This is a genomic window from Limimaricola soesokkakensis (genome assembly GCF_900172345.1).
GTDB lineage: Bacteria > Pseudomonadota > Alphaproteobacteria > Rhodobacterales > Rhodobacteraceae > Limimaricola > Limimaricola soesokkakensis.
This window is the reverse complement of the sequence record NZ_FWFY01000004.1, coordinates 199,210-211,273: the sequence shown is the minus strand read 5'-3', so window position 1 is coordinate 211,273 and position 12,064 is coordinate 199,210. Positions and strand designations below refer to the sequence as shown.

General features: G+C 66.9%; 12 protein-coding genes and 1 pseudogene. 10 read left to right on the top strand and 3 right to left on the bottom strand.

What is annotated here, in order from left to right:
* The first annotated feature begins 11 nt into the window (after nucleotides 1-11).
* Entirely contained in the window at nucleotides 12-239 is a 228-nt protein-coding gene (locus LOS8367_RS08670) for a WGR domain-containing protein (protein ID WP_085896092.1), read from the top strand.
* Nucleotides 240-351: 112 nt separating this feature from the next.
* Here LOS8367_RS08670 and LOS8367_RS08665 read toward each other — a convergent pair whose 3' ends face one another.
* The 3 genes from LOS8367_RS08665 to LOS8367_RS08655 form a co-directional block, all read right to left on the bottom strand.
* The gene (locus tag LOS8367_RS08665) at nucleotides 352-1,308 is read right to left on the bottom strand and encodes a calcium/sodium antiporter (protein WP_085896091.1); all 957 of its coding nucleotides are present in this window, start codon (nucleotides 1,306-1,308) and stop codon (nucleotides 352-354) included.
* A 133-nt stretch (nucleotides 1,309-1,441) separates the two neighbouring features.
* Nucleotides 1,442-2,575 carry a Gfo/Idh/MocA family protein gene (locus LOS8367_RS08660; RefSeq protein ID WP_085896090.1) on the bottom strand — a complete coding sequence of 378 codons (1,134 nt, stop codon included), beginning with the start codon at nucleotides 2,573-2,575 and terminating at the stop codon, nucleotides 1,442-1,444.
* A gap of 10 nt (nucleotides 2,576-2,585) precedes the next feature.
* Nucleotides 2,586-3,287: a GntR family transcriptional regulator gene (locus tag LOS8367_RS08655; protein ID WP_085896089.1), complete on the bottom strand. Its 702-nt coding sequence runs from the start codon at nucleotides 3,285-3,287 to the stop codon at nucleotides 2,586-2,588.
* A gap of 96 nt (nucleotides 3,288-3,383) precedes the next feature.
* Between LOS8367_RS08655 and LOS8367_RS08650 the strand changes: the two genes are divergently transcribed.
* The 9 genes and pseudogenes from LOS8367_RS08650 to LOS8367_RS08610 all read left to right on the top strand — a co-directional run bounded on the left by LOS8367_RS08650 (nucleotide 3,384) and on the right by LOS8367_RS08610 (nucleotide 12,061).
* A complete protein-coding gene (locus LOS8367_RS08650; protein ID WP_085896088.1) occupies nucleotides 3,384-4,538 on the top strand; it encodes an LLM class flavin-dependent oxidoreductase in 1,155 nt (384 codons plus the stop codon).
* Nucleotides 4,538-5,428 carry an aldo/keto reductase gene (locus tag LOS8367_RS08645; protein WP_085896087.1) on the top strand — a complete coding sequence of 297 codons (891 nt, stop codon included), beginning with the start codon at nucleotides 4,538-4,540 and terminating at the stop codon, nucleotides 5,426-5,428. The genes LOS8367_RS08650 and LOS8367_RS08645 overlap by 1 nt, the downstream gene beginning before the upstream one ends.
* Nucleotides 5,425-5,934 (top strand): flavin reductase family protein, encoded by a 510-nt coding sequence (locus tag LOS8367_RS08640; RefSeq protein ID WP_085896086.1) that lies wholly within the window; start codon nucleotides 5,425-5,427, stop codon nucleotides 5,932-5,934. The genes LOS8367_RS08645 and LOS8367_RS08640 overlap by 4 nt, the downstream gene beginning before the upstream one ends.
* A 53-nt stretch (nucleotides 5,935-5,987) precedes the next feature.
* A complete protein-coding gene (locus tag LOS8367_RS08635) occupies nucleotides 5,988-6,578 on the top strand; it encodes a TRAP transporter small permease (RefSeq protein ID WP_085896085.1) in 591 nt (196 codons plus the stop codon).
* A complete protein-coding gene (locus LOS8367_RS08630; RefSeq protein WP_085896084.1) occupies nucleotides 6,578-7,867 on the top strand; it encodes a TRAP transporter large permease in 1,290 nt (429 codons plus the stop codon). Before LOS8367_RS08635 ends, LOS8367_RS08630 begins: the two co-directional genes overlap by 1 nt.
* A 44-nt stretch (nucleotides 7,868-7,911) precedes the next feature.
* On the top strand, nucleotides 7,912-8,970 hold the full coding sequence (locus LOS8367_RS08625) for a TRAP transporter substrate-binding protein (RefSeq protein WP_085896083.1): 1,059 nt from the start codon (nucleotides 7,912-7,914) through the stop codon (nucleotides 8,968-8,970).
* A 166-nt stretch (nucleotides 8,971-9,136) separates the two neighbouring features.
* Nucleotides 9,137-10,129 carry a YeiH family protein gene (locus tag LOS8367_RS08620; RefSeq protein ID WP_085896082.1) on the top strand — a complete coding sequence of 331 codons (993 nt, stop codon included), beginning with the start codon at nucleotides 9,137-9,139 and terminating at the stop codon, nucleotides 10,127-10,129.
* A 91-nt stretch (nucleotides 10,130-10,220) separates the two neighbouring features.
* Nucleotides 10,221-11,471: pseudogene (locus tag LOS8367_RS08615) on the top strand (PQQ-dependent sugar dehydrogenase); the annotation flags it as partial.
* A 257-nt stretch (nucleotides 11,472-11,728) separates the two neighbouring features.
* Nucleotides 11,729-12,061: a c-type cytochrome gene (locus tag LOS8367_RS08610; protein ID WP_207569243.1), complete on the top strand. Its 333-nt coding sequence runs from the start codon at nucleotides 11,729-11,731 to the stop codon at nucleotides 12,059-12,061.
* Nucleotides 12,062-12,064: the final 3 nt, after the last annotated feature.

The window sequence follows — 12,064 nt, the reverse complement described above, 5'->3', positions numbered from 1 at the left end:
GGCACCGCCTCATGGAGATCCATCTCGAGAAGATCGACGCGCGGCGCAATTGCTACCGCTTCTACGAGATCACCGTCGAGCCGGATCTCTTCGCGCAGGCGGCGCTGGTGGTGCGCTGGGGCCGGATCGGCGGACGTGGGCGTTCGCGCATCGCCGGTTCGGGATCGGTGCGCGAGGCGCAGGATCTCGCGACACGCCTGCTCAAGCTCCGGCTGCGCCACGGCTACGCGCTGCGCTGAGCGCCGCCGTGGTAGCTGACAGGCGGACGGTTTCGATCTCCATCCACCGAGCTTGACCGGTCGACCCTGTCCGGCCGGAGCGCGACGGCCGCACCTCCGGCCGGTGCCGTTCTCAGGGCCAGAGCGCCCAGAGATAGATCCCGTAGCCGGCCAGCAGCAGGGCACCCTCGCGGCGGGAAATCCGCAGCCCGGTCCAGGCGAGGCCGACGACGGCGAGCGAGGCGGCGATCATCACGAGGTTGTCGAAGCTCAGGATCTCGCTCGGCACGTTGCCGGGCGACACCATGGCGGTGACGCCGGCGATGCCGAGGATGTTGTAGATGTTTGAGCCGATAATGTTGCCGAAGGCCATGTCGGCCTGCTTGCGGATCGCCGCCATCACCGACGTCACCAGTTCCGGCAGCGAGGTTCCGATCGCGACCACGGTAAGACCGATCACCGTCTCGGAGATGCCGAAGCTGCGCGCCAGAGTCGTCGCGCCCTCGACCAGCAGGTAGCCGCCATAGACCACCAGGGCGAGACCGCCCAGCGCGGTGAGGAGCGAGACGGGCAGGGAGGTGGTGCCGTCGGGCGCCAGCGCCGGGTCGGCGCTCTGGGCCGCATCGGCCTTTTCGCGCACGGCACCACGGCTCTCCTGGCGGAACGCCATGTAGATGTAGAAGGCGAGCGCGGTGACGAAGGCGGCGCCCACCGCCACGCCCAGGGGCATCAGCAGGCCCAGCGCGGCGAAGCCCAGCGCGACCACCACCATCACCGCGCCGTCGCGCTTGAGCGCGGCCGAGGCCACGGCGATCGGGGTGATCAGCGCGGCGCCGCCCATGATCAGCAGGATGTTGGCGATGTTGGAGCCGACGACGTTGCCATAGGCGATGCCCGGCGCGCCCTTGAGCGCCGCCTGCACCGAGGTGACGAGCTCGGGCGTCGAAGTACCGAAGCCCACCAGCGTCAGGCCGATCACCAGCGGCGACACGCCCAGCCGTTCTGCGACGCGCACCGTGCCGCGCACCAGAAATTCGCCGCCGAGCACCAGCAGCACAAGGCCCGCGACCAGCGACAGCCACATTCCCATGTCGGATTCCTTCTCACCATCCCGAGGCCGTGGTTCCGGCCTTGCGCAGAGATGGGATGGCGGGCGGGGGTCCGACAAGCGGTCGGACCCCTCGGGGCGCGAATATCTTTGCGCCGTGTCGTCGAGCGTGCCGTCAGGCGGCGCGCAGCCTTGCCGGCATCAGTCCCGTTTCTTCCATCGAGACGGCGCGGCCCTCGCGGATCGACATCTGCGCGGCGATGCCCATGGCCACGGCGGCCCAGCCATCCTCGAGCGTCACCTCGGCGCGGGCGCGCTGGCCGCGCACCAGTTCGAGGAAGCGCGCATGCTGGTAGAAGGTCGAGCCGTTGTGGTCGCCCGCCTCCAAAAGCGCCGGATCGACCGGGATCTCGCGGATCTCTGGGCCCTTGGGCTCGCGCGGGCTGATGATCAGCTGCGGCACCGGCGGCTCGCCCAGATGCTCGGGCCAGAACCGGCCCGGCCCCGGCACGAGCGCGTCGATCCGTGCCCGCGGCCCGACCGCCGTAACCTCTTCCTGGTAGCGCGCGCCCTCGGCGAACATGCACAATTCCAGCAGGGCACGACCGCCGCGCGCGAAATCGACGATCACATAGCCATTGTCGAGCACGTCAGGCGCCACGCCCTCGTAATTCTCGTCCTGGTGGTTCACCGCCTGGCTGCCCGAGGCCATGACCCGCACCGGCTCGTCGCCAAGCGTGAGCCGCATCAGGTCGAAGAAGTGGCAGCACTTCTCGACGAAGGTGCCGCCGGTGAAGCGGTTGAACCGGTTCCAGCCGCCGACCTTGTGCAGGAACGGGAAGCGATGCTCGCGGATGGTGAGCATCTTGATGCCCCCCGTGGCTGCCTGCGCCTCCTTGAGGAAGGCCGCGATGGGCGGCATGTAGCGGTACTCCATCGCCACCCAGACCGGGGCGGGGTAGCTGTCGCGGAACGCCGCGAGCCGCGCCGTCTCGGCCGGGTCGGTGAAGAGCGGCTTCTCGACGAGGACCGGCAACGGCCGGGTGCGGGCGATCTCCTCCATCTGCTCGAGATGGCGGAAATTCGGGCTGGCGATCAGCAGGCAGTCGAGCCCCTCGGTCGCCATCAGATCGGCGACCGAATCGCACAGCCGCGCCTCGGGCGCGAGCGCCTGCGCCTGCATCGCCATCTCGGCGTCGGGCTCGAAGATCGCTGCGACGCGCGTGCCGGGCAGCAGCGCGATGTTGCGCAGGTGCTCCTGTCCCATCATGCCGCAGCCGATGATGCCGTAATTGGTGGGCGTGGTCATTGATCCTCCCTCAGATCAGGCGTTGCACGTAATGGGCGCGCGCCGTGTCGAACCATGTTCGCGAGAACTCGACCGGCGCCGGGCCCTGCGCCCAGCTCAGCCGCTCGATGTATCCGGTGATCGTGCCGGGGCGCAGCGTGAAGGCCGAGGGCGCCCAATGCGGCACCTCCCCGATGGTGACCCGATCCTCGGCGCGGGTGATCCAGAAACCGAGATGGGTCTTGTAGTAGAGGTAGAGCGAATCCGCGAGTTTCGCGGGGTCGATCGCGCCGGCCGCGCCGTCGAGCCAGATCTCCTCGATCGCGATGATCGTGTCGTTGAGACGGCGCAGGCGGCGAATCCGCGTGGCGTCCGACGCGGTGCCGAAGCCGGGCAGGTCGGCGGGCTTGTCCATGCGCGCGAGATCGAGCACCTCGGCGCGGGGCAGGCCGCCGCCCTCGGGCAACTCCAGCCGGAACATGGAATAGACGCTTTCGGCCTGGGCATTGCGGCGCACGTAGTTGCCCGAGCCCTGCACCCGCTCCAGCATGCCCTTCTCCGACAGCTCGGCCAGCGCCTTTCTCAGCGTGCGCACCGAAGTGCCCAGACGCTGCGCGAAGTCGCGCTCGGGTGGCAACCGCTCGCCTTCGACCAGCCGCCCGGAGGCGATCTCGCGCACGAGAAGTTCGCTGATCTGCTGGTGGATCGGCAGGGCGGCGGGCGCTTCGGGCATCTGGCGAAAATCTCGCGGTCAAAATTGATGCACCATTGATTTGCATTTGCCGGACTGTTACGCAAGTTGAAATTGCACGCTTGGAGGAGCCCCCGCATGACCGTCGTCCCCATCACCTCGCCCGATCTCGACGCGGTCGAGGTGTCGTGGTTCGCAGCGCTTTGCTCGGATGATTACCGGCTTCTGGGCAAGCCCGACGGCGACCTGCGCTCGTCCTGGGCGCATTGCTCGGAGATCGTGAAGACCGCCGAGGAGCAAGGCTTCCGCAACATCCTCTGCCCGTCCTCCTATCAGGTCGGGCAGGACACGCTGAGCTTCGTCGCGGGCTGCGCGCCGATCACCTCGAAGATCAATCTGCTGGCCGCGATCCGCTGCGGCGAGATGCAGCCGATCATGCTGGCGCGCACTGTCGCCACGCTCGACCACATGCTGGAAGGCCGCCTGACGCTGAACGTCATTTCCTCGGATTTCCCGGGCGAAAAGGCCGAGAGCAGCTTCCGCTACCAGCGGTCGCGAGAGGTTGTGGAGATCCTCAAGCAGGCCTGGACCCGCGACGAGATCAACTACAAGGGCGAGGTCTACGACTTCCAAGGCCTGACCACCGACCCGGCCAAGCCCTATCAGGAAGGCGGCCCGCTCCTGTATTTCGGCGGCTACTCTCCCGACGCGCTGGAGCTGTGCGGCCAGCATTGCGACGTCTACCTGATGTGGCCGGAAAAGAAGGACGATCTCGCCGACCGGATGCGGGCCGTCCACGCGGTGGCCGAGAAATACGACCGCACCCTCGATTACGGCCTGCGGGTGCATGTCATCGTCCGCGAAACCGAGGCCGAGGCGCGCGAATACGCGCAGCATCTCGTTTCCGAGCTCGATGACGAGCAGGGCCGCACGATCCGCGAAAGGGCGCTCGATGCCACCTCGCTCGGCGTGTCGCACCAAGCGCGCAACCGCGAGCTCGCGGATATGGAGGGCTTCATCGAGCCCAACCTCTGGACCGGCGTCGGCCGGGCCCGCTCGGGCTGCGGCGCGGCGCTGGTGGGATCGACCGACCAAGTCTATTCGAAGCTCGAGGAATACCGGAAGATGGGCATGCGGGCCTTCATCCTGTCGGGCTATCCGCATATCGACGAGGCCAAGCATTTCGGCGCCCGCGTGCTGCCGATGATCAAGACCTGCTCGCTGCCGGAGGCCTATGGCCGCGTCCCGGCGGGCACCCCGAAGACGCCGCTCGGCGCAGGAGAACGACGCTGATGGATCGTATCGAGATTTCGCGCGACGTGGCGCTGAGCCGCCTCGTCTATGGCATGTGGCGCATCGCCGACGATTCCGACACCTCGCCCGCCCATGTCCGGGCCAAGATCGACGCCTGCCTCGAGCAGGGTATCACGACGATGGACCAGGCCGACATCTATGGCGGCTACGGCGCCGAGGCGGTGCTGGGCGCGGCGCTGAAGGAGGATCCTTCGCTGCGTGACCGGATCGAGATCGTCAGCAAATGCGGCATCGTCGCGCCGATGGGTCGCCATGCCGACAAGACGGTCAAGCATTACGACACCTCGCGCGCCTATATCGAGCAGGCGGTCGAGACGAGCCTGCGCGACATGGGCATCGAGTATCTCGACCTGCTGCTGATCCACCGCCCCGACCCGATGATGGACCCCCGCGAAACCGGCGCCGCGCTCGACGCGCTGGTGGCGAGCGGCAAGGTCCGCGCCGTCGGCGTCTCGAACTTCCGGCCCTGGGACGTGGAACTGCTGGAATCGGCGATGGACACGCCGCTCGCCACCAACCAGATCGAGATCTCGCTGAAGGAGCTCGCGCCCTTCACCAATGGCGATCTCGCCTATCACCAGCGCCGGAACATCCCGCTGATGGCTTGGTCGCCGCTGGGCGGCGGCGACCTGATGAGAGGGCAGGGGCCTGTGGCCGAGCGTCTCGACCGCATCGCGAGGGCGCAGGGCGTCGACCGCGCCGCCGTCGCGGTGGCCTTCCTGCTGGCGCATCCGGCGGGCATCTTGCCGGTGCTGGGCACCAACAACGTCGAGCGGATCGCGAAGATTTCCGACGCGCTCAAGGTGGAGATCGACCGCGAAACTTGGTTCCTGCTCTACGAGGCCGGTCTCGGCACCGAAGTGCCATGAGCGCGGCGGCCGAGATCACCGGCTTCGTGCCGGATGCGGAGAACACGCGGCTCCTGCGCGATGCCTTCGGCCGCTTTGCCACCGGCGTCACCATCGTCACGGTGGCCGGCGAGGACGGTCCCGTGGCGATCACCGCCAACAGCTTTTCGAGCCTGTCGCTCGACCCGCCGCTGGTGCTGTGGTCGCCCGATCGCAAGTCGCGCCGCTTCGGGCATTTCGCCCATGCCACGAATTACGTGATCCACGTACTAGCCGCCGAGCAGGCCGATCTGTGCTTCGGTGTCTCCAAGGACGCCTGGAAGCTGGGCGAGCACGATCTGGAGGTGAACGCCGACGGCGTGCCGGTGATCCCCGGCGCGCTGGCCCGTTTCGACTGCACGCGCGAGGCCACGCATGACGGCGGCGACCACGTGATCGTCGTGGGCCGGGTCGATCGTTGCGAACTGCGCGACGGCACCCCGCTCGTCTTCTACGCGGGCAAGACCGCGCGGATCGCGCAGGACTGAGACACCGCCGTATCCTGGGGAGGAGCGGCCACCCGAAAGGGAAGGGGAGAGGAATGGGAGGAGTTCTGGCCGTGCTGGGGCCGCTGGGGCGGCTAAATGCGGCACTCTGCACCGCGGGCCGCGCGATCGGCGTCGTGGCCATCACCGTGATGGTGGCGGTGACGCTGTTGCAGGTCGTCATGCGCTACGTGTTCAACAACGCGCTGCCCTGGCCCGACGAGGCGGCGCGCTTCTGCATGCTGTGGATGACTGGGCTGATGGCCCCCACCGCGCTGCGCCATGGCGGTTTCGTCGCCATCGACAGCCTGCTGATGGCGCTGCCAGTGCGGCTGTCGTCGCTGCTGTCGCTGATCCTGCTCTCGATCTCCATGTTGGTGCTGGTGATGGGGCTCTCAATCGGCTGGGCCGAGGTGAACGGGCTCGGCGGACGTTTCGACACCGCCTCGCTCTATTTGCCGACCTCGTGGTCCCTCGAAAGCTGGTACCGCATTCCGCGCAGCTGGATGATGCTCTCGCTGGTGGTGGGCTTCGCAATGCTGATCCTCGTCAATCTCGAGCTGATGCTGCGCGCCCTGATGGGGCTCTTCGGGGCCGCCGACCGGCTGCCAATGGTCCGTAATCCCGTTCTGGGGAGCGCCGAATAATGCTGGTCCTGTTCCTTCCGGTCTTCCTGTTCTTCCTGATGGTCGGCCTGCCGGTCTTCTTCGGCCTCTTGTTCGCGCCGGGCATCCTGCTCTGGCTCAACGGCCAGGAGCGTGATCTCACGCTGCTGTACCGCAACCTTTACAACGGCATGGACAGCTTTCCGCTGATGGCGATCCCGTTTTTCATGCTGGCGGGCGAGCTGATGAACCGCGGCGGCATCACCCTGCGCCTCGTCGAGTTCAGCCAAGCCCTGATGGGGCATTTCCGCGGCGGCCTCGCGCATGTGAACATCCTGTCCTCGATGCTCTTCGCGGGCCTTTCGGGCTCGGCGGTGGCCGACACCTCGGCGCTGGGCTCGATGCTGATCCCGGCGATGGAGAAGCAAGGCTATACCCGCCGCTTCGCCGCCGCGATCACCGCCGCGTCCTCGGTCATCGGCCCGATCATCCCGCCCTCGGGCATCATGATCATCTACGCCTATGTCATGGGCGAGAGCGTCGCCGCGCTGTTCCTCGCGGGCATCGTGCCGGGCATCCTCGTGGGTGTGGGCCTGATGCTGATCGTCAAGCTGATGGCCGACCGCTACGACTTCCCCATCGCCTCGCGCCGCCATACGTGGGGCGAGCGCGGTCAGGCGAGCCTCAAGGCCTTCTTCCCGCTGCTGACGCCGGTCATCATCCTCGGCGGCATCCTGTCGGGAGTGTTCACCCCGACCGAGGCCGCCGCCGTGGCCGTGGCCTACGCGCTGATCATCGGCCTCTTCGTTCTGCGCACGCTCAAATTCTCCGAGTTGTCGGACGTGCTTTCGAAGGCGGGCATCACCTCGGCGGTGGTGCTGCTGCTGGTCGGCGCGGCGATGTCGTTCAAGACCGTGGTCTCGCTCTCCCATGCGCCCGAGCTTCTGGCCGACTTCATCCTGACCCTGACCGAGAATCCGCTGTTGCTCTTGTTCCTGATCAACCTGCTGCTGTTCGCGGTGGGCATGTTCCTCGACGCGGGCCCGGCGATCATCATCTTGGGTCCGATCCTCGGGCCGGTCTTCACCTCTCTGGGCGTCGACTCGGTGCATTTCGCGATCATCATGTGCGTGAACCTGACCGTGGGGCTGGCGACGCCACCGATGGGGCTCGTGCTCTTCGTCGCGGCCTCGGTCTCTGGCGAGAAGGTCGAAACCATCTCCAAGGCGATCCTGCCCTTCCTCGCGGTCGAGATCCTGGTGATCATGCTGATCACCTTCGTGCCCGAGATTTCCATGACGATCCCGCGCCTGACGGGCTTCGCCGACTGAACGACGACAAGAACAAAGACGACGAGAGCAATAGGGAGGACACCATGCTCAGCACCACATTCAAGGCCGCCGGCCTCGCCGCGCTTCTGGCCGGGACCGCGCTGCCCGCCATGGCACAAGACATCAAGCTGCGCGCCACCGCCAACTCGAACGAGAACGACGAGGATTACGACGGTCTCGTGGTTTTCAAGAACTACGTCGAGGCGGCCTCCAACGGCGCCATCGAGGTCGAGATCTTCATGGGCACGCAGCTGTGCTCGAACGGCGCGGAGTGCCTGCAGGGCGTGGCCGACGGCTCGATCGACATCTACATCTCGACCTCCGGCGGCGCCTCGGGCCTGTTCCCCTATGTGCAGGTGCTCGACCTGCCTTACGTGATGGCCGATGACCGTATCGCCGAGGCCGTGCTCTCGGGCGGTTTCACCCGCACCATGCGCGACATGGCGCTCGAGGATTCGGGCGAAAGCATCCGGCTGATGACGATCGGTAACACCGGTGGCTGGCGCAACTTCGCCAACACCCAGCGCCGGATCGCCACGCCCGCCGACATCGAGGGGCTGAAGATCCGCACCGTTGTCGCCGACCTGCCGCAGGAGTTGGTGCGGGCGCTGGGCGCCTCGCCGACGCCGATCCCGTGGCCCGAGCTGTTCACCTCGCTGCAGACCGGCGTGGTCGAGGGCACCAAGAACGGCATCACCGACATCATGTCGATGAAGTTCCCCGATGCGGGCCTGCAATACGTCACGCTGGACGGCCATGCCTATATGGGCGCGCTGTGGTGGATGTCGAACCAGCGCTTCCAGGAGCTGCCGGACGACATGAAGCGCGTCGTGGTCGACGGCTTCTACCAGCTGCAGCAGGCCACTTTCGCCTCGCCGAAGCGCAAGTCGATCCAGGCCTACGAAGATTTCGTCGCCGGTGGCGGCGATCTCTACGTGCCGACCCCCGAGGAGAAGGCCGCCTTCGCCGAGGCGGCGCAGCCGGTCTACGAGTGGTTCACCGCCAACGTCGAAGGCGGGCAGGAGATCTACGACGCTCTGACCGCCGCCGTGGCCGAGGCCGAGACCGAACTCGAGGCGGTCCGCGCCGCCGACATGAAGTAAGGCCTTCCTGACTGCGCCCGGGGGCGGTGGCCGCCCCCGGGCCTTTCTCGGTGCCGCCAGACCCGTCTGGGGGCATCGATCCTTTCCGAAATCCGTCCTTTCCGCGCCCGGGCAAAGCCCGGCATTACCCCCGCCATGCCCGCCCGCCATGTTCGAAGGAGCCGCCATGACCCGCCTCGCCGATACCGCCCGGAGCCTGTTCCCGGGCGTGGCCCTCGCGGCTCTGGTGGCGATGGCGGCGCAGTTCCTGTCGGAGCATTACGGCGCGCCCGCGATGCTGATGGCGATCCTTCTGGGCATCGCGCTGGCCTTCCTCTCGGAAGAGCCGCGCAGCGCGCCCGGCATCGCCTTTTCCTCGCGCGTGCTGCTCAGGATCGGCGTGGCGCTTCTGGGCGTACGAATTTCCACCGGCATGGTGCAGGAGCTGGGGCTGGGGCTTGTGGGTCTGATCATCGGCGGCGTGCTCGCCACCATCGGCGCCTCGATCCTCGCGGCTTGGGTGCTCGGTCGTGACCGGCTCTTTGCCTTTCTTTCGGGCGGCGCGGTGGCGATCTGCGGCGCCTCGGCAGCGATGGCCATTTCGTCGGTGCTGCCGCGGCGCGAGGAGGGCGAGCGCGACCTGATCTTTACCGTGGTCTCGGTGACCATGCTCTCGACGCTGGCGATGATCGCCTATCCGATCCTCGCCGATCGGCTCGGCTTCGACATGCGCCAGACCGGAGTGTTCCTCGGCGGCACGATCCATGACGTGGCGCAGGTGGTGGGGGCGGGCTACTCGGTCTCCGAAGAGACCGGCGATCTCGCGACGCTGGTCAAGCTGATCCGCGTCACCATGTTGGCGCCCATCGTGCTCGGCGCCGCGCTGGTCATGCGACGCCGCGCGCCCGAGGGGGCCAAGCGTCCGCCTCTGGTGCCGGGCTTCGTTCTGGGGTTCTTGGCACTGGCGGCGCTGAACTCGGCCGGGCTGCTGCCGGGCTGGTTCTCCGAGGCCGCGAGCGCGGTGTCGCGCTGGGCACTGCTGACCGCGATCGCGGCGGTGGGGATGAAGACCTCGCTGAAGAAACTCCTCGATGTCGGCGGCCCGGCAATCGCTCTCGTCGCGGCGCAGACCGCCTTCATCGCGGTGCTGCTGGGCGTGGGGATCGCCATGATCGCCTGAACGGTTTCGCACGACCGGAAGCGCGGTAATATTTGTTGACCAAATTTTGGGTGGCGTTAGGTTTACCTTACGTAAAGTGAGGGAGGACACGATGCGTATTTCCCAGATGACGGCCGCGTTTCTGATGACCGCGGCATTGCCGGTATCTGCGCTCGCGCAGGGCGGCAATGATAGCCTGCAGAAGATGCGGGAGTTCCGGACCACCGGCACCTCGCTCGACATCCCGCAGATCGAGCAGACCGGCGAGAAGGCCGAACGCCTGAAGAGCATCCTCGAGAACATCGAGATGCCCGACGGTTTCGAGATCGACCTCTTCGCCATCGTTCCCGACGCACGCCACATGGCGCTGGGCAACTCGGTGCCGGTGGTCTTCGTCGGCACCCGCAAGGACAAGTTCTGGGCGGTGACCGATCGCGATGGCGACCGCGTCGCCGACGAGGTCAAGGAATTCGCCCCGGCGCTTGATCTCGCCGTCCCCAACGGGCCCTGCATGACCCCCGACGGCTTCCTCGTGCTGGTCGAGCACAACCGGGTGCTGATGTTCCCGGCGGCCGAGTTCTTCTATGAATCGCCCGACGTGGCGGTGGCCGAACTGGTGCCGCAGGGCGAGCTGATCCCGGTCGCGGAAGAGAGCTTCAACCATGGCGCCCGGGTCTGCGACATCGGCCCCGACGGCATGCTCTACATCGCGCTAGGCCAGCCGTTCAACGTGCCCGCCAAGGAGAAGATGGACCTCTATAACGAGCAGGGGATCGGCGGCATCATCCGCATGAACACCGACGGTTCGGGGCGCGAGGTCTATGCACGCGGCATCCGCAACTCGGTCGGCATGGACTTCAATCCCGCCAATGGCGAGCTGTGGTTCACCGACAATCAGGTCGACGGCATGGGTGACGACATCCCGCCGGGCGAGATCAACCGCATCACCGCTGCGGGCCAGAACTTCGGCTTCCCGTGGTATGGCGGCGGCACGACCCGCACCAATGAGTACATGGACGAGGGAATCCCCTCCGACGTGGTGAATCCCGAGGCCGAGTACACCGCCCATGCCGCCGATCTCGGTATGGCCTTCTACGCCGCCGACAGCTTCCCTGCGAAGTATCACGGCGGCATCTTCTCGGCCCAGCACGGCTCTTGGAACCGGACCGAACCGGTCGGTGCGCGAGTGATGTTCACGCCGGTGAACGAAGATGGCTCGGCCGGCGAGCCGGAGGTCTTCGCCGAGGGCTGGCTGACCGAGAATGGCGAGTATCTCGGCCGCCCGGTCGATGTGGCGGTGATGAAGGACGGCTCGCTTCTCGTCTCCGATGACTTCGCCGGGGCGATCTACCGGATCTCCTACAGCGGCAGCGAGGGCGGCTCGGCCGGCATGTCGGGTGGCTCCATGGGCAACGCGGCGATGGAGGGCGAGATGCACGAGAACATGGAGGGCATGCAGGAAGGCATGGGAGAGATGGAGGACATGCAGGAGCACATGGAGGAGATGCAGGAAGGCATGGAAGGCATGGAAGGCATGGAGCACGACGCCGGAAGCGACACGGGCAATTGACACCTTCCGCCCCGCGGTTCGAAGCCGCGGGGCTCCTATCGGAGAGCATGATGACGAGATACCTGATCGGGCCGGTCGTGGCCGGGCTGATACCGATCGCCGCCATGTCGCAAGGCGACGCGCAGGCGGGAAAATCCGCGGCCGGCGCCTGCGCCGCCTGCCATGGTCGCGACGGCATTTCGATGGCACCCGATGCGCCCAATCTCGCCGGGCAACCGGCGGATTACCTCGCCGCACAGTTGCGTGCTTACCGCGACGGCGAACGGGCGCATGAGCAGATGACGCTGATCGCGCAAGGCCTCGAGGATGGGGAGATCGACAATCTCGCCGCCTATTTCGCGGCCATCGAGATCAGCGCGACGATCCCCGACGCGTTGCAGTGAGCC